Annotated in this window: 22 protein-coding genes; 11 read left to right on the top strand and 11 right to left on the bottom strand. The window is 42.5% G+C overall.

Annotated elements, in window-relative coordinates; translation table 11 throughout:
- Window positions 1–140: 140 nt before the first annotated feature.
- From EO92_RS09450 to EO92_RS09470, 5 genes are all read right to left on the bottom strand, one after another.
- Window positions 141–452: a DUF1622 domain-containing protein gene (locus EO92_RS09450; RefSeq protein ID WP_048163264.1), complete on the bottom strand. Its 312-nt coding sequence runs from the start codon at window positions 450–452 to the stop codon at window positions 141–143.
- A gap of 257 nt (window positions 453–709) precedes the next feature.
- Window positions 710–3,577 (bottom strand): M1 family metallopeptidase, encoded by a 2,868-nt coding sequence (locus EO92_RS09455; protein ID WP_048171169.1) that lies wholly within the window; start codon window positions 3,575–3,577, stop codon window positions 710–712.
- A gap of 326 nt (window positions 3,578–3,903) precedes the next feature.
- Window positions 3,904–6,810 (bottom strand): DUF3427 domain-containing protein, encoded by a 2,907-nt coding sequence (locus tag EO92_RS09460; protein WP_048171171.1) that lies wholly within the window; start codon window positions 6,808–6,810, stop codon window positions 3,904–3,906.
- A gap of 4 nt (window positions 6,811–6,814) precedes the next feature.
- Window positions 6,815–7,222, bottom strand: a complete 408-nt coding sequence (locus EO92_RS09465) for a (deoxy)nucleoside triphosphate pyrophosphohydrolase (protein WP_235283274.1) — start codon at window positions 7,220–7,222, stop codon at window positions 6,815–6,817.
- A 602-nt stretch (window positions 7,223–7,824) separates the two neighbouring features.
- Window positions 7,825–8,016, bottom strand: a complete 192-nt coding sequence (locus tag EO92_RS09470) for a hypothetical protein (RefSeq protein WP_048171173.1) — start codon at window positions 8,014–8,016, stop codon at window positions 7,825–7,827.
- Window positions 8,017–8,639: 623 nt separating this feature from the next.
- On the opposite strand from EO92_RS09470, the gene EO92_RS09480 reads away from it, so the two are divergent.
- Both EO92_RS09480 and EO92_RS09485 read left to right on the top strand, forming a co-directional pair.
- A complete protein-coding gene (locus EO92_RS09480; protein WP_048140433.1) occupies window positions 8,640–8,879 on the top strand; it encodes a hypothetical protein in 240 nt (79 codons plus the stop codon).
- 410 nt (window positions 8,880–9,289) lie between these two features.
- Window positions 9,290–9,580, top strand: coding sequence for a hypothetical protein (locus EO92_RS09485; protein WP_048163180.1), 291 nt, complete (start codon window positions 9,290–9,292; stop codon window positions 9,578–9,580).
- Here the strand turns inward: EO92_RS09485 and EO92_RS17735 are convergent.
- On the bottom strand, window positions 9,570–9,743 hold the full coding sequence (locus EO92_RS17735; RefSeq protein WP_156165778.1) for a hypothetical protein: 174 nt from the start codon (window positions 9,741–9,743) through the stop codon (window positions 9,570–9,572). The two genes, EO92_RS09485 and EO92_RS17735, sit on opposite strands and share 11 nt — an antisense overlap.
- A 172-nt stretch (window positions 9,744–9,915) precedes the next feature.
- Here EO92_RS17735 and EO92_RS09490 point away from each other — a divergent pair, with 172 nt between their 5' ends.
- From EO92_RS09490 to fae, 4 genes are all read left to right on the top strand, one after another.
- Window positions 9,916–10,617, top strand: coding sequence for a winged helix-turn-helix domain-containing protein (locus EO92_RS09490; protein WP_235283275.1), 702 nt, complete (start codon window positions 9,916–9,918; stop codon window positions 10,615–10,617).
- A gap of 201 nt (window positions 10,618–10,818) precedes the next feature.
- Window positions 10,819–10,992, top strand: coding sequence for a hypothetical protein (locus EO92_RS17740; protein WP_156165779.1), 174 nt, complete (start codon window positions 10,819–10,821; stop codon window positions 10,990–10,992).
- A 130-nt stretch (window positions 10,993–11,122) separates the two neighbouring features.
- A complete protein-coding gene (locus tag EO92_RS09495) occupies window positions 11,123–11,413 on the top strand; it encodes a hypothetical protein (RefSeq protein ID WP_048163184.1) in 291 nt (96 codons plus the stop codon).
- 578 nt (window positions 11,414–11,991) lie between these two features.
- A complete protein-coding gene (fae, locus tag EO92_RS09500; protein WP_048163266.1) occupies window positions 11,992–12,474 on the top strand; it encodes a formaldehyde-activating enzyme in 483 nt (160 codons plus the stop codon).
- A 248-nt stretch (window positions 12,475–12,722) separates the two neighbouring features.
- Here the strand turns inward: fae and EO92_RS09505 are convergent, their stop codons facing one another.
- Together EO92_RS09505 and EO92_RS09510 are read right to left on the bottom strand one after the other, a co-directional pair.
- Complete coding sequence (locus tag EO92_RS09505) at window positions 12,723–13,640, bottom strand: nitrilase-related carbon-nitrogen hydrolase (protein ID WP_048171177.1); 918 nt, start codon at window positions 13,638–13,640, stop codon at window positions 12,723–12,725.
- Window positions 13,641–13,767: 127 nt separating this feature from the next.
- Window positions 13,768–14,628, bottom strand: coding sequence for a hypothetical protein (locus EO92_RS09510; protein WP_235283277.1), 861 nt, complete (start codon window positions 14,626–14,628; stop codon window positions 13,768–13,770).
- Window positions 14,629–15,005: 377 nt separating this feature from the next.
- Here EO92_RS09510 and EO92_RS09515 point away from each other — a divergent pair, with 377 nt between their 5' ends.
- From EO92_RS09515 to EO92_RS09535, 5 genes are all read left to right on the top strand, one after another.
- Window positions 15,006–15,503, top strand: coding sequence for a pyruvoyl-dependent arginine decarboxylase (locus EO92_RS09515; protein WP_048140443.1), 498 nt, complete (start codon window positions 15,006–15,008; stop codon window positions 15,501–15,503).
- Window positions 15,504–15,997: 494 nt separating this feature from the next.
- Complete coding sequence (locus EO92_RS09520; RefSeq protein WP_048131649.1) at window positions 15,998–17,035, top strand: deoxyhypusine synthase; 1,038 nt, start codon at window positions 15,998–16,000, stop codon at window positions 17,033–17,035.
- Between the two features lie 63 nt (window positions 17,036–17,098).
- On the top strand, window positions 17,099–17,620 hold the full coding sequence (locus EO92_RS09525; RefSeq protein ID WP_048131650.1) for an ArsR family transcriptional regulator: 522 nt from the start codon (window positions 17,099–17,101) through the stop codon (window positions 17,618–17,620).
- Window positions 17,620–18,408, top strand: coding sequence for a MarR family transcriptional regulator (locus tag EO92_RS09530; protein ID WP_200896761.1), 789 nt, complete (start codon window positions 17,620–17,622; stop codon window positions 18,406–18,408). The genes EO92_RS09525 and EO92_RS09530 overlap by 1 nt, the downstream gene beginning before the upstream one ends.
- Before the next feature lie 258 nt (window positions 18,409–18,666).
- Complete coding sequence (locus tag EO92_RS09535; RefSeq protein WP_048171181.1) at window positions 18,667–19,215, top strand: metallophosphoesterase; 549 nt, start codon at window positions 18,667–18,669, stop codon at window positions 19,213–19,215.
- Between the two features lie 154 nt (window positions 19,216–19,369).
- Here EO92_RS09535 and EO92_RS09540 read toward each other — a convergent pair whose 3' ends face one another.
- The 3 genes from EO92_RS09540 to EO92_RS09550 form a co-directional block, all read right to left on the bottom strand.
- A complete protein-coding gene (locus EO92_RS09540) occupies window positions 19,370–19,591 on the bottom strand; it encodes a hypothetical protein (protein ID WP_011032245.1) in 222 nt (73 codons plus the stop codon).
- Window positions 19,592–19,952: 361 nt separating this feature from the next.
- Window positions 19,953–20,522 (bottom strand): RPA family protein, encoded by a 570-nt coding sequence (locus EO92_RS09545; protein WP_048171183.1) that lies wholly within the window; start codon window positions 20,520–20,522, stop codon window positions 19,953–19,955.
- Complete coding sequence (locus tag EO92_RS09550) at window positions 20,523–21,776, bottom strand: replication protein A (protein WP_048171184.1); 1,254 nt, start codon at window positions 21,774–21,776, stop codon at window positions 20,523–20,525.
- Window positions 21,777–22,082 lie beyond the last annotated feature (306 nt).

Raw genomic sequence — 22,082 nt, forward strand, 5'->3', positions numbered from 1 at the left:
TATTTATATTTATATTTATATTTATATTTATATTTGATTTTTTAGGAAGAATTCGGGACCGAAAAGACAGAGAAAGTTAGGGGTGTTAAAAGATGAAGGAAGTTCAGGCATCTTGCAGGATCGGGTTTTTCAACTCTGTTTCAATCCAGCCGGTATTCCGAAACTTCCTTGCTGAGGAAATAGCCAAGGACCGTCCTTATCAACACAACCGTACCCAGCAGAAGCAGTTCTTCCTGCGAGGGGTTCCTTACGGTTTCCAGGATGTCTGCGGCAATGAAAAACTCAAGCCCGAAGACAATTTTGTTTGTCAGCTCTTTTCTTACCTGCTGGTAGCTATAAGGTTTCTTCAAAACTTCAAGCAGGATAATCTCTGAAATTGCCCTGAGCCCGCCGTAGATAATAAGAAGAGAGCCCACAATATTGAACAGAGCAGAGAATGCGTCCAGAAACAAACCTTCAAAATATTCAAATGTCCTTTTACCACCCCTTAAAAGCCGGATATTGAAATCCGACAAAAAACTCCCAAATAACGTTTATAACATTTCCTTTCCCCCGGATAAATATTCTTCCTGCATCTGTCCTTCAAATACGATTTCAGAAAAGTTATAAGAAAAATAGGCTGAAACTCAATGAATAGGTGCAAAAAAGCAGTATCCGGAAGGAAAAAAATATTTTTGGCTCCTTCCGGGCCGGATAATCTTATCAGGACTTAAGCGAGGGGTTTTTCCGAATGCAGAGCCTTAATTTCTCCATGCTCTATGCCGTATGTTTTGACAGCTTTCGGGGCTCCAAGAAGGAGTTTTCGGATCCTGTTATAGACGCTTGGGAATTTCTGGGAGTCGAGTTCTCCAAGGAGGTCTGCCAGGATCTTTACCAGTGGGATATGATACTTTGATTCCATCTGGTCTATGTTTGCAAAGGCGTTGAGCATATTGACGGTGCTGAATTCGTTTACAGAAGCCAGCTTTTTCAGGATTTCTGCAAAGAGAGCCCTGCCTTCTTCGGTCTGGAGGGACTTTTTGCGGTTGCGGGCAAAGCTTCCGTAAAGGGCACGCTGGTCGTTTGTCTGTTCGATCCTGAAGGCAGGTGACCTTTCCATTTCCCTGACCAGTTCGACTGCATCAATACTGCTGTTATTTCCTATTACTGCAAGGAAGGTTTCCCAGGCAACAAGGTTCTGCTTTGATTCCGCTTCAAAGGCCCTGAGGACTTCAATCTTGTCCGGAGCCGAACTGTTAAGGTACGCGGCAAATGCGCTCAATCGGTCTGTTGCACAGGCTGCGGTCTCAAACTGCTGTTTTATCAGGGCATGGATGTCAGGGGTATCGAGGGTTGCAAGGACTCCGAGACAGACATTTTTAGCCTGCCTGCCCTTGATCACCCTTGCTGTTTCTTCAAGAGAAGCATCCCGTGCAACCGAAGTATTCTCAAAGAAGTGGTAGGAAGAAATAAGGGAGTTCCTGTATTTCCAGGCAACCGCTTGCAGAAGTGTTTTCTTTACGTCAAAAAGTGCCTGATAGTGGTGGGCAAACTCCTCGTCTTCTACGGACTCAAAAATGGCCAGGAACTGTCCTCCTGCCCTTTCGAGAAGCTGCCGGTCATTAAAGAGCCTGTAGTAGAGTTCTATAAAGTCTTCAGAGGGGGCTGCACCCGGAACTTTAAGAAGCCTCAGCTTTTCCCGGTCCACAAGGGTATAGAAGGCGGTAAACCTGCCTGTGATGTCGCTGTCCTTCCGGACCTGCAGCAGGAGCTCTTCCTGGCTTGCCCTGTAAACAAGTTTTCCATAGAAGGAAGACTCCCTGTTCAGGGAAAGGAAAGAAGGCATGTCCACGTTTTCAACCGTAATTTCTGCAGTTTCCCCACTTATTCGTTCCAGGACTTCGGCAAGGTCATTTCCGTTTTCGTCCACCAGGGCTGCCTTGAAGGGGAACTCCCAGGGCTTTCCTCCGGCAGGGACCTGCTGTTTTAGGAAGAAAGTGAACTTCCGGGAAGGCATGTCATATTCGGCTGAGACCTCGACTACAGGGAACCTGGTCTGCTTCAGCCAGGTTTCGGCCATTTCCTTTAAAGGCTGCCCGCTTTCTTCTTCCATGACTTCGATCCAGTCCTGCGTGGCCGCGTTTGAGTGACTGAACTTTTTGAAGTAGCGGTCCAGGCCCCGGACAAAAGTGTCCTTGCCTATGAGGGTCTCGACCATGCGCACGTATTCGGGGGATTTTACATACGTAACGGCAGTGATCAGGTCATTTGGGTCATTGAAGCCGTCAGGGATTATGGGCATGGACGCAGCTCCCGAGTCCAGGGCAAAAGTCCCCGATGCCGGGGCAAACAGGTCAAGCAGCCTGCCGATCCTCTGGTAATCCTCTCCGAAGAGGAAGGCGTGGTACTGCTCTTCCACATGCACGGTCACAGCTTCGTTCAGCCAGATCTCAAAGGGGCTTTTTCCCGTAACCTCGGACCCGTTCTGGTTGTGGTAATATTCGTGCACCTTGACCCTTATCATGTACTCGAAAGCCGGGTCAGTGATCTGCTGGGTAGGCATTATACGGTTTGTGGTAATCGTGGTGTTCCCGACGTTTTCCATGCCCCCGAAGTCCGAGTTCTGCATCCCGATTTCCCTGTAGACAGTTCCCGTGTATTTGTACCCCGGAGTGATGGCCCCGTTGAGTTTTGCAAGCTCGTCCCTGACCGCCTGGAGTTCTTCTTCCAGGGGGGATTCGGACTTTGCATCAAGTTTTATTTTCTCTCGCTTGCGGACAAGCTCCCAGAGTTCCTTCCTGACAGGCAGCTTATCTTCATCAAACTGCTCGGCCCCTGTAAAGAGATAGACCCACATGGCCGAATCATGCAGGATGTCAAGCGCTTTTTCGGCAGCTTCTGCGTTTGAGCCGGGCGGCACAAGCAGTTCCAGCATGAAAGTCTCCCCATCCGGGTACTCAAATTCCCTGGTAAAAGTCGCATAAGTCCCCACGCCGAGGAAAAAGAGATATGTTGCCATCGGAGTGACGGAGTTGTCATAGACGATTTTGTCCCTCCCCGGCTTTACGGTATGCCGCTCGACAACGACGTCCCCGTTTGTGATAAGGTTCGTGTACCTCGAATCTGCAATGATGGTTGTCCTGTATGTGCATTTTGCGCACATGTCGTCAATGCAGGGCACGATCCTCTGGAACCCCCACTGCTGGCACTGCGTGATCTGCTGCGGAGGAGCCCCTGCCGGCGTTTCATCGTAATACAGCCCCTCAAGGACATTTTTGGTAGGCCTGCAAACAGTATCCGTAACAACCGCAATCTCAGTATGCGGCGGAATCACGTCCCTGAAATTAATTTCGAGAATCGCATCGTCCTGCCTGTACCTGTATGAAACCTCAGACTGTATGCAGCTCACAGCCCGGATCTCAAGGTCCCTGCAGTTTAATTCCAGCGTCTCAATAGGAGCATCCTTTGTCCTGACCCTGAGCAGGGACTTCACATTAGTCCTGTCATCATAGACATCAAACACCAGGTTCATATGTAAAACGTCAACAGTAAGCTCCCCGAAATCTTCAGGATAATATTTGTACAGCCTATTTTTCATAAAAATGTCACCGAGTAAAAGTTATGAAAGTTATATTGTGGAATAGGAAAGGGATGTATGGGATTTAAAGGTGTAGTTTGAGTGGGAGAGAAGTCAAAACTACTTTAAAAAATTGTGTCTATAAAATAAAGCTCAAGTTTCTGAATACATATAATAGTGTGAAAAGTAGGGTTAAAATATGGGCGGTCAAAGTATTTTATAACTGGCAGAAAAGTTGTCGAGCATTTGCTCCAAAAGAGCTGCGCTGCAGTATTGGTCTTCCAGAAGAATAGACATATGCGTACTCCGCTTTCATTAATATGGCCTGTTGAATGTATATCCGCAAGTTATCCAACTAAGTAGTCATAGATGTCATCTCTGAGAGGCGTTTGGAGAGAATAGGCAATTTCCACAGCCGTTTTGGTTGTCTTTGGCATGACAAATTCTTTTACGTCCCCAGTAGCAAACATACGGCCTAAGTAGTAGAACTCTTTTGATATTTTATCGTCCTTATTCTTGCGAACAAATAAGCACAAGTCTATACCATTTTCTCGGGCATTTAAAGCTTGCTGGACATCTCCAGAAGATATATATCGGCGGGATTTGGAAATTGCAATAAGTGAGGATGGAGACAGGAATCGATCCTCATACTTGATTGTGTCCTCAATATCATCTTCTTTATTATAATTAATAAAGACAGGATAGGTATTAGTTACCTCGTGGAATTTGTATCCGCCAATGTTCTGTGCTACCTCTCCCTGAGACCAATCTAAGCATTTGCATACGTCATCATATGTGTATTTTTGATAAAGCTGAAAACTTGTATCTTGATATCGGTCGCCATATAACAAGGTATTTCTTTCCAATCCTAATTCTATTAAATTGAGTATCATTGCTTCGAACTTGTTATTTGTGAGAAGTGCAGCAAATTTTTTGAAGATCTCATATTCGCCAGAGGTTGTCATGTTTAAGAAAACAGCTGAACGATACTTGTCCTTCCCTGTGCCTGTGGCAAACGTTTGCATCATTTGGTTTAAGACGCAATTTATAGTGTGTTCAGTGAATTTAATTGCTGGGTACTTTGCTTTCATTACTTCCTTAAACCCAGCAACTGGATGTGGGTGGCCATCAACAAGTAGTTTGATAAACTCAAGTTCGTGCGGTCGTTTGCCATTAGCATATTTTGTGGAAATGAACTCTATGTATGTAGATTCAATTGTAGATAGTTCGACTGTATATGCTTCTTCGAAACGTTTGAGAAAATTGTGATATGAACCAAACTTATCAAAAATTCGAATGATATCTACAGAACCGTATTCTGCGAACTCGTCTAACCGAGGAATCCTGCCAAGACGTTGCTTAAGGGCCAGATAGGATTCTTTGATTAGTTTTGAATCATTAAAGTTGGCTTGATCAATGGAAGCATAAATACTTTTTCGAGTTATCACATCAAAGTTTACTGTTGAACAGCCAGGAATTACGCGGTTACCTTCAGCAACAAATCTGCGGATTGTATCCTTGTTGTAAGTTTGATCCCCAGAAAGGGCAATCGGAATTAAAAAGTTCTTTTCATAATTACCAATGAAATCAATAACAACAACGTATTCCTTGTTTTCCTTTTTGCGCAGGCCTCTGCCTAATTGTTGGACAAAGATGATTGCGGATTGAGTAGGTCGAAGCATGACAACCTGATTCACAGCCGGTATATCCACGCCTTCGTTAAAAATGTCAACGGTAAAAATGTAATCGAGCGCACCTTCATACTCATCTTGCTCAAGCCGTTCTATCGCGGATTCACGCTCACTCTGATTGTCAATGCCAAGAAGTGCGCAGGTGCGATATCCGCGGTAATTAAATTTTGTGGATAGTGCAACAGCTTCCTCTTTTCTGCTGCAGAATATTAGACCTTTTACACGATCACCACTGTATCCATAGTGCTCTATCTTTTCGATAATATTACGCACTCTCTCGTCAGATGTTAGCTTGCCGAATTCGGTCTTGTCCTCAATGATCTTACCATCTATTGTGAGTTCGGAAATTCCAAAATAGTGGAAGGGACATATCATTCTTTCCTTCATGGCTTGCTGGAGACGAATTTCGTAAGCGACATTATAGTCAAACATCTTGAAGATATCAAATCCGTCTGTACGTTCCGGGGTTGCCGACATTCCCAACAAGAATCTGGGCTTAAAATAGTTGAAAACTTTTTGATACGAAGCGGCACCAGCCCTGTGAACTTCATCAAATAAAATATAATCAAACTCGTCTGGACAGAACTGATGGAGAACTTCATCCTTAGATAGCGTTTGGATCATAGCAAATATATAGTCAGCATCTACCTTGTTACCGCCACTCATTACAGCCATACTTTTTCTGTCGCCGATAACACGCTGGTAACTCTTCATTGCCTCTTTAGCAATGAGCTCACGATGAACCACAAATAGGAATCTTTTAGGATTAACAGTTCTAACATCAAACGCCGACAAATATGTCTTTCCAGTTCCAGTAGCCGAAATTACCAAAGCACGCTTGGCATTGTAGCTGCGCAAGTCGGATAAGGCCTGCAACGCGGAGACCTGCATCCTATTGGGGTTAATAGTTGTAAATTGAATTATTTTCTTTTCGACAGATAATGCTGCCATATGTTCAGATTCTTTTGTAGTGCGATAAATTTGTAAGTATGCAGCAAGCCAATTATCATCAACCGGCGTTGCAAGTTCAAACATGGTTTCAAATTCGGAAACTATGTTGTTTACTATTCCACCGGTATGGCAGGAACTAACTTTAAGATTCCATTCTTTATTTTCACAAAGAGCGTTTTGTGTAAGGTTGCTGCTTCCAACAATAATGGAGTACTCTTCGCCTTTTCTAAAAACATATCCTTTAGTGTGCATATTAGCTTTATCTTCAGTGACTATACGCAACTCAATATTCTTAAAAAGTAGCAAACGCTTTAGAGCAGTGGGATCTGTGAAATTCTGGTATTGAGATGCGATGATTCGACCTTTCACACCACGTTGTTCCATGTCGCTTAGAGTGTTTAACAACACAGTTACGCCACTACTTGTTATAAACGCAACGGAAATCATGAACTCATCGCATTTAGTGAGTTCCGCTACCACCGATGTTAAAACTTTTTCCCCTCGGTCAATATCATTAATAAGCAACCTGGGCTTATATTCTTCGAGTGCCATAATGGAAGAATCTAAAAAGCCATATTCTATTCCATTTTGTAGTTTTTCACGATAATCCATATTATCACTCTAACATCAATTTTTTTACGATCGGTTGATCTGCGGGTGCCCAATCTATTTTGTCGAGGTCTGGGCGCTTTAACCATGTATGATTAATATGTATTTTCCTAATGAATTCAGGACTGCTTAACCGGCAAACATAGCTGCGCATTGTGACTTCAAAATCTGGATATTGGTGAGTCACTGTCATAAAAAAGTCATTTTCAGATATGTTTATTTCAATCTCCATTTCTTCGCGCAGTTCACGCATTAGCGCTTGACTATTTGTTTCACTAGGTTCAACTTTCCCCCCGGGAAACTCATACTTATAAGACAAATAATCATATTTATCAGCATCTCTTTGCATACAAAGGATTCGATCCTCATATATGAGTATCCCTGCTACAACTTCTATATGTTTCATTTCTTCCATCTTTTGCTTTTTCTGTAACTATTCAGCTATTCCCTTATTAAAAGCAATTTTCTCTCTTTCCCAAGAAAAATTGCATATAAAATAAAAATCCCCTCTTAAAACTCTCCCGCCGCCTGAAAAGTTTTCAGCCCCGAAAATCTCACTTTTATTGAAGTTTCCGGCTTTTTTCGCTTAATATTAACGAAGGCAGCTCCGGGAAAGTTCTGAGCAGCCGCCCACAGCCAAAAAATAAAAATCATCTCTTAAAAATCCCGCCCGGAGGAAGTGATCTTCTGCTTTTTCTCTCCGGTTGTGCGGAAATCTGAAGGGGGCGACTAAAAATAAAATATCAGTCCTAAAAATGTCCTGCCGCCGGAGAAGTTTCCAGCCCCGAAAATCTCACTTTTATTGAAGTTTCCGGCTTTTTTCGCTTAATATTAACGAAGGCAGTTCCGGGAAAGTTATGAGCAGCCACCCACAGCCAAAAAATAAAAATTCTCTCTTAAAAATCTCCTGCCGCCGGAAAAGTTTCCAGCTCCGCAGCTTGCCGCGGGATATTCAGCTGAAATGAAATTGGTTCTCAAAATAGAAAGCGCGTCATTCATCCTCAGAATTCAGGCTCTCTACTGTGCAATTTCCAGAGCCTCTTCGAGAAGTGCGTTTTCATCAACATAACGCCAGATAAATTCATTTTCTGCCGCTCCACTCTTTTCTATTAGACTAATAATAAGCAAGTTTGTCTCCATATTGAAAGAAAAGCTTAGAATGTTGCCCTGCTTTGTTTTGGTGCTGCATCTAGCGATTTTTGGCTCCATATTTACCCCCCAGGCATCTACTGTTTAAGCCCTGTTTTATCGAAACTTTCTGGATAATAAATAATGATTCTTGTCTATATATAGGTATTTTTTAATCTTTGCTTTAGTGATCTTGCTCTCAAAAAGATTAAGAATGAAATCACCGCAAGAAACTTTTTCGACTGGTATACAGCAAAAAGAAGCCTTGATATCCGGATAAAAGGCTAAGAATTATCCTGGGAATTGACGTATGATCTCAAAACATCAAAATGAAAAACAGGTTCAAGCTCTGCAGTACCCACCCTCCCCTCGCAAGTTATATATACCATCCATAACAAATAGTAAGATTGTATAAAAGTCTCTAAATTGGAGCGTGTTTTTTCACATAAATGTTGCACCAGAAGATCAATGTAACTGAACCTTCAGATGCATCTGTTGAAGTTTTCAGCTTTTTGTCTCGTTTTAAAAGCTTCAGAGAAGCTAGTTGCTATGCTGTAAAGCTGGGGAGACTATTTAATTTGAGCTGGTTGAAAACTGCCTTCAGTAAAAAGCAGAATCAAGTAAAAAACACAAACCAAAATAAAATAAAAACAAACTAAATATAAAACACCTTTAGCACTTTTATTTGCGAGGTCCGAAACAAAATGTCAGAAGAATCAGATGATCCAGACAGTAGTGATAGTAGCAGTCGTCAGAAAATGTTCACCGCAGCCGGAATGTTCCTGTGTGTAATACAATTTACCTTCTTCATGTACATGATATTAATGTTCATGGAAATGGACTTTGCCCAGGGCTTTAAGTTCATGCTGCTTGCATACTCTTCAGCATTCATTTATAAGAACATGGAGAACTCCGGGATAATCCGTATCGTGACCCGAAACTGATGACGGTGTAGGTTTAATTTCCAAATCCACACTTTTCTACACCTATCTGTTCTGAATTTTTTATTATTTTTTTATTTTCCCTTCATTTCTATTTATTTATTTATTTATTTATTTATTTATTTTTATTTCAGTTTATTTTTCCTTATTTCGGTTTATTTACCCATATTTCGTTTTATTTTTACTAACTTATTCATTCATTCATTCATTCATTCAGGCTTTTTTGTAATCTATTCGCAGGTGGGCCTGAATCCTGCACCAATCTTAGATTTTTGAATCTTAGCCTCATGCTCCCTATATTCTTTAGATTCCAGAGGATATAACTCATTAATAAATAGAAAAAGAGATATAGGATCAATTTTTAGTATCAGCAACATTTTTATTGCCTTCAACAATTATTCTATGGGATAAACATGGACCTTACATTGCAGATTGATACCGATTACTCGCTACAGGAAGTAAGCGAGGTCATTCGCTCGGCTCTGGAACATGATAAACATCTTGCGAAATACAAGGTATACCGCTACGCCATGATCTGCGATGAATTTGAAGACCAGTACGACCTGATCTCCACGGAGTTCATACAAAAATTTGAAGCCGGTGAATATATCGACGACGACAAATATTTTGACTGGTATGCCGCAAAAAGAGGGCTTGACCACTGGAAGCAAAAACTGGCGGTCCTTGATGCTATCAGGTTCTAACTGGCAGAATGCCACTCGCTGCAAGAATCATACCCTTTCCGGCAGCCTTTGTTTTCCGAACCGGTAGAATATTTTTCATTCTCCTCCTTTCATTTTCCGTCCTTGTTTCATATTCTTTCCATCTTTCATTTTCCTTCCTTTTTCTATTTTTTTCGTACACCATGAAACGGTTGAAATTTTATAACAATGTATAAATAGCTGTTCTGCCATCTAGACATCATTGGTGTTTTATTTACGGTGTTGAGATGAAGGAGCAAGTCAAATTAATAGAGCTGGTCTTTTTATCTGAGAAAAGGAAGAAACTTCTTCTTTTTCTGAAAGATAAGCCAGGGAGTATGGCTGAGATTCAGAAACACCTTTCCGCAGGCCCTGTTTCAATCCTCCCTCAGATCAAAAAATTGAAGGAAGGTAATCTCGTTATACAGAAGGGCCATACCTATGAACTTTCTCCAATGGGAATTATAATCGCGGACAAAATGCCGCCTTTTCTGGACACCCTGGAAGTCCTGGAAGAAAATTTCGATTACTGGACGAAAAGGAACCTTGAAGGAATCCCTCCTTTTTTACGCAAAAGACTTTTTGAACTGAAGAACTGCAAACTCATCCGTCCGGAGGTGAGCCACATGTTCGAACTTAACCCTGAATTTGTAGAAAAACTTCATCTTTCCACGCATATTTTCGGTTTTGCGTCCTATTTCCACCCTTCTTTTACCACACTCTACCCGGAACTTGCAAAAAAAGGAGTGGAAATTTCTTTGATGTTTACAGAGCCAGTGTTCCGGAGGTTCAAAACGGATTACAGGGAAGAACTGTGCACTTTCCTGAATTTTGGAAACGTCAGGGTGTTTATCTTCCCGCAAGACCCTAAAATTGCAGACCTTACAGTAACAGATAGGTTTTTTCTGCTCACTCTTTTCTCCAGAGAGAAATTCTTTGAACACGAAAGCCTGATAAGTTCCGAACCTGAAGCCCTTAAATGGGGTACCGACCTTTTCTCGCACATGCTAAAAGAAGCAATCCAGGTAAAAGAGATTTGAATTTCATATTCTGCAGCAATTATTGAAAATGTATTCGTCTAAATATGTAAACCTTCTAAACCGGTTCTGTTTTTAACCTGAATCCTTTAAATCTGTGATTTATCTGTTCTTATCAGCTCTCCTCCACCTTATTTAACTCCCCTCCACCTTATTTAACTCGCCCCAACCTTCTTTGTTACTTTATTTCCTTATAACTTTTTTATGGGAATTCTTCTGATAGGGCTTGCTGTAAAGGAAAAAGGGCTCTTCGTTGTTTCGTGTGGATATTCTCAGAAAACCCAACGCGATCTTGAATTGAAAATCATCTTATCCATAGAGAATGACGAAGAGCCGGAAAAAGAAACGGTAAAAAGAAATTCTGAAAAAAAGAAATAAGGTAGTTATGAAAATAAGCTCGTGAAATGGAAGGCATGAGAAAGAGATTTTTCAGGTAATAAACCTGTTCAATTGTTTATTTTCTAATTACTTTATATGAAATAGGAGACTATTCTTAATAGGGATAGACATGAGTTTCACACTTAATATAGAGACTGATTTCTCACCTCAGGAAGTATGTGAGGCTATCCGTTCGGCTCTTGAACATGAAAAGCATGTTGCAAAATACAAGGTCAAGCGGTATTCCATAATCTGTGAGGATTTTGAAGCAAAGTTCGGGTACAGCTCAAGTGAGCTCAGAGCAAAGTTTGAAGCCGGAAACATGGGAGATGAAAGTGATTTCTTCGACTGGTATGCGGCAAAAAGGGGACTCGACCACTGGAACAAAAGGCTTGAGATCCTTTCAGGGATTTCCCTGTGAAAAGCAATTTGAAATTTAGCTCTTTTTTTGAAAAGTGCTCCCTTCCGGTTTCCAAAATGAGTTTTGAAACCCGGAGTACTTTTGAAACCTTGAGTACTTTTGAAACCCGGAGTACTCTTCTACGGGATCGTATTTTTATTTCTTATCTTTTGCTGTTGACCACACTATCGAGTTCAAGATGTCACTCTTCTTTTGCAGACATGCACCCCATAGTCCGGTTATGAGACAGAAAGGGTCTGGCTCTATGGGCAATAAGTCCCATCTACTCCCGATCCTGTGTAAAAGCCATTCTGTTACAGGGGTAAAGTTTCGGGGCAAAATTTTCAGGGCAACAGTTACTTAGCAAAATTTTTCCATAATCAAGGCCGGAAACTAACAAATTATTTATTTATGTTTGAAAGTATTAAAGGTTAATTTATTCTCTACATATGGAAACAGCCTTACAATCTCCTGCTCCACTATCAGAACATCATCAAAATATCAGTAAATATCTCTTTCAGGAAAGGGATTAGGTACGATTTTTCCTTTGTAGAAATAGACTTGAGGTGTTGAAATTGGTAAAAACTGTTATAAAAAGCATGATCGGAGAAGCTCTCATTGGCTCAGGCCCGGAAATTGCACACATCGACCTTATCATCGGACCAAGAGGAGGACCGGTAGAGGCAGCGTTTATGAATTCCCTTGCGATGCCCAGGCAGGGTCATACCCCGCTTCTTGCTGTCCTTGAGCCGAATCTCCAGCCAAAACCTGTAACCCTGCTCGTAAACAAGGTAACGATCAAGAATGTGGCACAGGCTGCCCTTATGTTCGGGCCGGCCCAGGCTGCGGTTGCAAAAGCGGTTATGGACTCGGTAGCTGCCGGAGTACTACCTGAAGAGCAGGCAGATGACATTTTCATAATTGTTTCGGTCTTTATCGAATGGGATGCAAAAGACAAAGATAAAGTCTACGAATACAACTATGAAGCTACAAAGCTTGCAATATCCCGTGCAATGGAGAGCAGTCCGACAGTCAAAGAGGCGCTGGACAAAAAGGATTCAGCAAAGCATCCATTCGCATAAAGTAAGCTGTATAAGGGTTTCCTGGTTTCACAGGCATATCAGGGCTGAAATCCGATAGACTCTAAAATCCGATAGACTCTAGAATCCGATAGACTCTAGAATCCAATAGACTCTAAAATCCGAGAAACCCTATTTATTTACTTTGATGCAGGCAGGTTATCTCAGAATATATCTAAATATTTCCAGGCCGTACCCGGAATATCATCCGGGTATCTCTCATTTTTCAAGAGCAGCTCTGCTTCAGCTTATCAATAAAGCTCAGTTCTCCGGTCTTCAAAAACAGGAATAGCCTTTCGAATCTCATCTTTTCCTGCAAGATCAAGGTCATACACGATCACACATTCTTTGCTACCGGCATCGGCTTTTACCTCACCCCAGGCATCAATAATCATCGAGTTTCCGAAGTAAGTGCAGTCAGGAGCGGAGCCGGTTCTGTTACAGGCGATATGAGGAATCTGATTTTCGATTGCGCGTGCCTTTGCAAGGGTTTTCCAGTGCTCAGCCCGGGGGTTAGGAAAAGCGGCTGTGGTCACAAGCAGGTCAGAGCCGGCAAGGGAAAGTTTTCTTGCAACCTCGGGAAAACGGAGCTCGTAGCAGATTTCAAACCCGATTTTCAGACTTTGTTTTTTAAGGGAAATGGGCTCTATTGAATTGCCTTTTGAAAAATAACTGTTTTCGGCTTTGAAGGGGTGAGTCTTCCGGTAGGTACCTGCAAGGTTTCCGGACTCGAAACAGAAACCAAGGTTATAGTAAAGAGCAGATTTTTTACTTTCCGGCATTTCCTTTACTTTTCCGGAAAAAACAATTTTTCCCTCTGGAAAAACTTTTTCTCCACCAGTTTCTCCACCAGTTTCTCCACCATCCTCTCCACCATCCTCTCCATCACTTTCTATACCACATTCTCCACTATCCTTCTGAATAATTGAACCCAGGATAATGCAGTCATTTGCTTCGGAAAAACATGCCAGGTTCTCAAGAGTGGGAGATGGGAGACTTTCGGCTGCATGGCTGAAGTTATCATAGCAAAAACCTGTGGAAAAGACCTCCGGAAAAACAATTAACTCGGCTCCTTTCTCAACGGCTTTGAGAGCCATATAAAGGGCTTTTTCAAGGTTTTCCTGCTTCCTGCATTGAAGCACATCCATCTGGATACAGGCAACTTTCATATTAGGACCAACATATCTGCTATTTGAGCCCTGATTGTAATTAGGATTTGCGTAAAGGCTTCAGGGCAGGGAATAAAAGGATTTCGGGATAGGGAATAAAAGGTTCAGGATAGGGAATAAAAGGATTTCAGGGGACCAGGGTAGTTTGCTTGCTTTTTGCTACCAGCCCTTCGAGGTCCATTCTGTGTTTAATCATCCCTGCAAGCACTTCGTTTGCAAACCTGGTTACTTCTTCCCTGTTTTCCCGGATTTCATATGCAGGGTCATCCGGGGGAACCTCAATTTTTGTAATGTCTGCCCGGGCTTTTTTCAGGTATGAGTCAGGGACTTCGCAAACCAGTCCGGGTTTTTCCATGTACCGGTCAAGGTGTTTCTGGGTGATTCCTACAAGTTTTAACTCCCTGCGGAAACAGGGCCTTTCAAACAGTCTGGAAATTACATAAACACCAACAGGAATCCGGAAATCCAGATCGATTTTAAGGAGCTGTGCCCTGAAAATGAGGTAAATGTCTTCAGAATCAGAGGGATCTGCCGGACTGAGTTCCCTGCCCTTTTCTGGCAGAGGCTCCTTGCCTTTTTCAGGCAAAGAATAGATTTTGGAAGGGGGAACTTCGATTTCCTCCAGAAGTTCAAGATCCCTGAGTGCCCTGAGGTAGCCGGTCAGAACCAGCCGGTGTTCTTCTATCCCTCCGACTTTCAGTTCCCGTGAGAGTCCGCTGATTGAGAGCTGCCTGCCGTCAAGCAATTCCATAACTTTAAGGTTGAGTTTCTCTGCCATTTTCTCTGCCTTTATATCGACATCCGGGTTAATTAATGGTAGTTCGGTTTTCAGGCCCGAGGCCAGAAAAACACAATCTCCTGCTACAATAACGCGTATAATCAGGTCCGCATTTCCGAAAGTTTCCGGAAAAACTGAATTTTTCCTATCATAAAAAGGCTGTGGACAGGAAAATTGCAAGGAGTAACACACGATGTAATTATCCTGCATGATATAAAGCTTATGAGAGATTTTGCAAAAGGGCTGGAAAATAGAAGAATTTCAGTAAAAGAACGTAAAAGCGAGATAATCTCAATAAGAGAATGGATAAGTAAAAGAATCTTAGAAGTAACCGATTAATTTTGAGTAAATTAATTTATAGAGCCTCTTGAATAAAAGTAAAAGAACTTCATATTGAAAAAATGCATGTAAAAATCTCCTGACAAAATCCATTTAAATATAAAAGTATAGATATAAACTTCTACAATCCACTAATGCCTGAAGAAACAGGAATTGAACTTTTTCCAGCAAAATTGAAGGGCAACGCTTAAAAATGATAATTGCTATTTCAATTAAGTTCAAATTGATGACTTCACAAGGATGCAAAGATGATCACAAAGTTAATTCCAAGAAAAGTATTCTTCACAAGTGGAGTTGGTACACACCCCGAACAACTTGAATCATTTGAGGTTTCACTCCGGGATGCGGGCATTGAAAAATTTAACCTTGTAACTGTAAGTTCTATTCTGCCTCCAAAATGTGAAATCGTGACAAAGGAAGAAGGTTTGGAAGAACTGAGCCCTGGAGAGGTAGTTTTCTGTGTGATGTCCAGAATCTCTTCCAATGAACCAAGAAGAACGTTAAGTACTTCCGTCGGATGCGCACTTCCCAGGGATATAAGCAAGCACGGCTATATTTCCGAGTATCATGCTTACGGAGAAAACGCACATGATGTAGGGGAACATGCCATAAAACTTGCCGGAAGCATGTACAGCACCTGGACAAATGAGGCACCCCTCAAAACCTTCAGCACCCCCAGATCATCGTCTGTACACGAAAGCGGAGACTGGATGACTGTAATATCCGCAGCAGTTTTTATTATTTAAAAGAGGAGTTTCACACAGGAACTCCAGTTAATACTATTGCTTCATATACATAATAGTATTATTTATAGACAGACTCATTTACGAGATATACATAATAGTATTATTTACAGACAGACTCATTTACGATATTATCTATTTGCAACATCACCTGTTTACTGATACTATCCCTAATACCCACTCACCAAACTGCAACTATCAAGCATCTAATCATCATTGAATCCAGTCATTATTAGAAACTATCTTATAAACGATCTATTACACATCTTTCCCTCTTAACTCATAACTCTTATACACAGCAAATCAGTCTTCCTTCGGAGAAGCCTGTCTCTGTAAGGAATCCTCAGGTGAGATAGTCTGCATATATTAATATTTAATAAAAAATATATAATCCTATACGTTATTTGCGTCTCTTACCATCTATTGTCGGGTACCTCCAGACAGGATATTAGGGTCACAGGCAAACATATCATGATCTGCTTATTATGGAGAATGGCATGCATCACAATATATTTACAAATAACCCAACAGTTCCAATTGATGTGAAAGACAGGTCTGTAAGTGAATTGATAGACGGAATGCTCAAAACCGGCTTTCAGGGCAGGAAGCTGGCAGAGTCAGTCCAGGCCTGGCATAACATGCTCAAAGAGAAGAACACAACAGTGCTTATGGGCTTATCCGGGGCCATGGTCCCTGCCGGCATGCGCAGAGTTCTTTCCTATATGATCCAGGAAAGAATGATCGATTGCCTTGTAAGCACAGGGGCGAACCTGTTCCATGACTGTCACGAAGCCCTCGGCAGGAAGCACTATGTGGGCTCACATCTTGCTAATGATGAAAAACTTTTTGAGCACGGTGTGGACAGGATTTATGATGTCTTTGCAGTGGAAGAAGAGTTCAGGACCGCAGATAACCTGATTGCAGATTTTGCAGAGGAGATTGGAGAGATTTCCTGTTCCTCAAGGGAGTTCATGTACCTTCTTGGAAAGGAGCTTGTAAAGAGAGGAGCTGCTGAAGACTCAATAGTTGTAAGCGCGTACAGGCACAATGTCCCGATTTTTGTACCTGCATTGTCGGACAGTTCCATAGGGATAGGGCTTACCATTGCAAGGAGAAGAGGGCTGAAACTTGAAATTGACCAGATAAAAGACGTTGACGAGATCACACAGATTGTGGAAAAATCAGAAAGAACAGGCGTTGTTTATGTAGGAGGCGGAGTCCCGAAGAACTTCATCCAGCAGACCGAGGTAATAGCTTCGATTCTTGGAATGGATATTGGCGGGCATGACTATGCAATCCAGTATACTTCCGATTCTCCACACTGGGGAGGACTCTCAGGATGCACTTTTGACGAAGCAGTTTCATGGGGAAAGATCGCACCTCAGGCAAAAAAAGTACAGGTTTTTGTGGATGCTACCATCGCCCTTCCAATTGTTATCCATGCCCTGCATGAAAAATCACGTGATATGAAGCGTGCTGCTCCTGTTTTCAACTGGGATAAGCCCGAAGGGCTTGATATCGCTTATAACGAATAATCACATCACAAATCTTTATTATATTGAAAGCCGATAACATAAGGCGAGAAGGAGAGGACATAAATGGGTAAACGAACTCGAATAATTAACGATCCTTCCTATTTAGTACCATTACTCAGGACTTTTGGATCCAGAACCCATAAAAAAATATTCGATGCACTTTCTAATAAATGGATGACCAGAGCAGAAATCGATGAGTTCATAGGTTCGGATTCATCAAAAAACCTTCATATTCTGAAAAAAGCCGGGCTCCTTGAAAGCCAGTGGAGAGTCCCTGAAGCGGGACAAAAACCCTCAAAAGAATACCACAGTTCTTATTCAAAGGTTCAGGTGAACTTTCAGTGCTCCTTTGAAGACCTCAGTGATATCATTATGCTGACATTCAAGCCGTATGAAGAGGTGAAGGATGCCATGGATGAACTGGAGAGACTGGTAGAAGAGGGCAACACCTCAATGAGCAACCTTACACGGACTCTTAACAAAAACCCATTTTATATTTGCGCCGTTGCCCGCCGGTCCGAAAGGCTATCAGTAATGGGGCAGAGGTTAAAAATAATTGAAGATGTCGAGGAGAATTACGATTGATGATTAAAATCCTCCAGACCAAGAGCGGAGTCACCAAATTTCAGGTCCTTATTGAGATTGCCGCCCATCAGCCCAATGTCAGGCAAAAGGAGATTGCCGCAAAGATAGGAATAACCCCCCAGGCTGTTTCCGAATACATCAAAGAGCTTGTAAATGACGGGCTTATTGTAACCGAGGGCCGTGTCCGGTACAGGATAACAAAAGAAGGCGTAGAGTGGGTCCTTGAAAATGCCGCCGAAATGAAGCGGTACGCCCGCTTTGTCATGGAGGACATAATCAGCCATGTCTCAACCTGGACAGCCATCACAAAAGAGGAAGTCAAGGAAGGCCAGCAGGTTTACCTGAAAATGGACCACGGACTTCTCTATGTAAGCAGCACGGAAAAGACAGGCGCATCAGGCACTGTCATATCCGATGCCGCCCAGGGGGACGATGTGGGAGTAACCAGCCTCAAAGGCCTTATAGATCTGGAAAACGCAACCATCACGATCTGCAAGGTTCCCAGGGTCGAGCGCGGAGGGTCAAGAAAAGTGGACCTCGAGCGCCTGAAGACGCTGGCAAACTCAAAACCCTATATCGCAGCAATAGGCGTAGAATCGTTAATTGCTCTTCGCAAGATCGGCATAAGCCCCAATGTCATGTTCGGGACAAACGAATCCGTTATCGAGGCTGCATACCACGGACTTTCATCCCTGGTGGTTTCAGTAGACGAACAGGTCTCTGCTCTCCTGAACAGGTTAGAAACCGAGAACCTTGAGTACGAACTTGTTGACCTGACAGTCGAATAACTTTCCTGAGTTTTAGCTCCCGGTCCGAGATTCCTGACTCACGGGTTTGGAATTCGAACCTGTTATTTTTCCGAAAACAGTATCGGTTTTTTTGTGTTTGTCAGGTTTAACTATAATTTTTCATTTTTAGCCATAATTTATCAGGTTTATAATTTTAGGTTTAACAGTAATAACCATCTTTAATTACGCTGCACATTTTTATCTTAATATCTTAGTATATTAATATTAGATAATAATCTGATAATCAGGAGGTATTCCATGAAGCTGATCGCACTTTCCGACACCCACCTTAAGAAAGGAGAAATCCCCCCGCAACTTCAAAGCATTCTCAAAGACTGTGACCTGATTGTCCATGCAGGGGATTTCAGTACTGTAGAAGCTTATAAGGCATTCAGTGCTAGCGGCAAGCTGAAAGCCGTTTATGGAAATGATGACACCTTAGAACTCCGGAAGCTCCTTCCCGAAAGGCTGAAATTTGAGGTTGAAGGGGTCAAAGTAGGGGTGATACATGAAGGAGGGCTTTCAGTAATGGATACAACTGCCCAGGGTTACCTCGCAAAAGAAATGGGAGTAGATGTCCTGATTTTCGGGCACCTTCACCGCCCTTTGATTGAAAAGAAAGATGTTATGCTGGTCTGCCCGGGTTCTCCGACAAAACCCCGGATGTCAAATCCAGGTGTTGTGGAACTAATAATTGAAAAAGGAAGTATTAACGGCAGGATACTTACCCTTGAAGGAGAGAGCTGTGAATATATCAAGTTCCGGGATGAACTGAAAAAACAAAAAAAGGAAGAGAATCATAAATAATAAATAAAAAGAAGCCTGAGCGCCTGAAGCCGACCAGCAAATCCTGAAAAATTAATACGCAGGAACCTGCTAAGGGTTTTTATTGTAAGAACTCAGGCACATGCCTCGCTAGGCGAGGTCTCTGGAACTATATATTTGGCGAACTCCTGTCAGTTCACATGGTCTCCAGTTTGAACATTACACCTGTTCCCTGAAGGCTCAGGTAGACTTTATCTCCAAACTCGAGAATCTTCTCGACACCAACATTGCTGTTCCAGTTATATACAAAATCGTAGCTGCCCTGCATGGGTTCAAAACCCAGGGACAACAGTCTCTGATTGACCTCAGACGGGCGAACTCCTTCACTACTAAACCAGACCACAAGATAGGTTTTCACAGGATCATCCCATATGCCAATTCATTAACTTATTTTAGCGTTGACTCTTATTCAATTACTCATTGCTCATTTTATATCATGTTTCGTTTATTTATCTATATTTTGCCTCTTATGCCCTAATACCATGAAAAAAGGAAAAACTTATTCAGCGCATTAAAAATTAGAAGTGAACTATCTGAAAAGAAATAGGAAAAAACAAAACAAAAGCAAGAGAAAAAAGGATTTAGAAAAATTAAAGAAGCAAAGAGCTTCCTAATTTAAAAGTGTGAATTCAGAGTAAAATGTCCCTGAATTTCACGATCCCTAAGGCAGATGCCCGTCACTTTTGACGACTACCAATTACGGCTACTTTTTGCAATTCTCAGGCATTGTCTTTAAGGGACTCAAGGGCTTTTTTAACCATTTCACGATAAATCTCAGTATCAGTGGAATAGTGCTCCTTTGCAAGCTTTGAGTTCGGGTCTTCCTGTGCCTCAACTGCCCTTATCCTCTCAAGAGTCTGCTTTGCAGTATCGAGTACCCACAGATTTCTTGTCAGCTCATCTACCTGCTGGATAGATTCCGGACGGATAGAGGTCAGGACGTTTCCATCATCGGTGGTATAGGTGCTGGTTTTGCCGATGACCGCTATGAAAGCAGGCAGTTCGCACTCAGCAAGGAACTGAGCGGCTTCGGGCTGGTACTGCCCTGCATAGACAAGGAAGGAACCTGTTGGGTCGGAAACCCTGCCTCTCCAGTATTCGGAGTCAGTACCAATATCCTCCTTTTCGATAAGAGTCCCCACAATGAATATACGGTTCACCTTCGCCCCTGTTGGAGTAAGGAGATACTGAGGGGCATACTGGTCACTTTCGTCCCTGGATGTGAGGTTTGAGTCTTTCAGTTCCTGGGAAAAAACCCTGCGCGATACTTCTCTAAAGAAGCCTGCCATTTAAGCCACCTCCAGTTCAGAAAGCAATTCATCAAGGACTTCCCTGTCCAGGGAAGTCCTTGGAGTAAAGGAATCCACGAGGATATAGCGGTCAAGTTTGTGTCCGCTAATAGTATAATACCTGCCGACAAGTTCGTGTTTTAATTTATCCAGTACAACTCCAGGATCAAGGGCATCTGCAGCCATTGCAATGGCACTGTCAAGAGATATCCCGGCAATCTCTTCAGTAAGCTCCCGGTTAATCAGGGCGTCCTGGGTGGAAGTCCCCGAGTCAAGGACTGCCTTTATCCGGAGGTCATATTCTCCTTTAACCTTCCCGTGCTCTGCACAGGCGCCTTTAACCAGGGCCCGTTTGCATTCAGGGCACCGCTTTATAAGTCCTGAGCCTGTCTGAATGTCAATCATTGCCCCGAAATATGTAAAAGCAGAAGTCCCCACTTCGATATCTTCATCGAGTGTTTCTATGGAGCTTGACCTGTTAAGCTGAATCTGGACCTTGCCGTTCCACTCGTTAATGACCACGTTTTTCAGCATGTAACTTTTGCCTTCTTCCATATCAGGAAGTTCGGAGCTTGCCCAGTTAGTGAATTTAATGACACCGGTCTCATCTCCTATAAGCCCTGCCTGTTCTATCGACTCATGGGAGTTTTCCCAGAGCTGGACCACTTTCCCTCTTACGGTAGCCCACTGGTTTCCCACAAGATCAACAATATTTCGGAGTTCGGCCTCTCTTGCTGAAGGAATGAAATCGCCGCCTCCTACTTCAACAGGCTCGGAAAGCTTCTCTATGGAACTGTTTTTGTTAACCTGGACCTGAAACCTTTCGTTGTATTCTCCGACAACGACACTTCTGAGAAGGTAGCTCTCTCCCTGCTCAAGAGGAGGAAGTTCGGCATTTTTCCAGGTGGTAAACTTTATGATTCCAGTTTCATCTCCAAGGAGCCCAACCTGAGATATGGATTCATGAGTATTTTCCCAGAGCTGAACAACCTTTGCCTTAAGGTTTGCCCACTGCCCATTCTCCGTAACATCCGCAATTTTGGTGAGCTGGGGTTCAGCCTGCCTGACATAAAACTCATTTTTAGGAATGGAATATTTCTTCAAAAAATAGTTTGTTACGCTGCGTTGCGCCTCGTTTGAAGGCACTTTGAACTTTGTAATCAACTCGTCAAGTCTGCTTTCGATGTCCTCGACAGGCACATCGATGCCAAGTTTCATAAACCGGTCTCTAATGGATTCTGCAGTCTGTTTCATCTTAATTCTACCTCAAGCCTCATGGTTAGTTTCATATTTTGGGAGGCACTCTAAAGTACCGCGGCAGAGAATATAAAGCTGAGTGAAGCGGGGTGAAAGTATTCAGTTATTATACAGTCCGCCCTTCCCCACAGGGAAAACCCGGGAAAAGATAATCAGAGTGGCTATCCCTTCCGTGTATGTTTATCACAGCAAGGGAGAGCTTTATCTTCCTTTCTAAACCTGAATCCATGATGCAAAATTACTTTCTCTGTTTTTGTATTCCCAGTAAGTGTATTATCGAAAAGTATACCCCACAAAGTACTT

The organism is Methanosarcina sp. 2.H.A.1B.4, assembly GCF_000979385.1.
Classification (GTDB): domain Archaea; phylum Halobacteriota; class Methanosarcinia; order Methanosarcinales; family Methanosarcinaceae; genus Methanosarcina.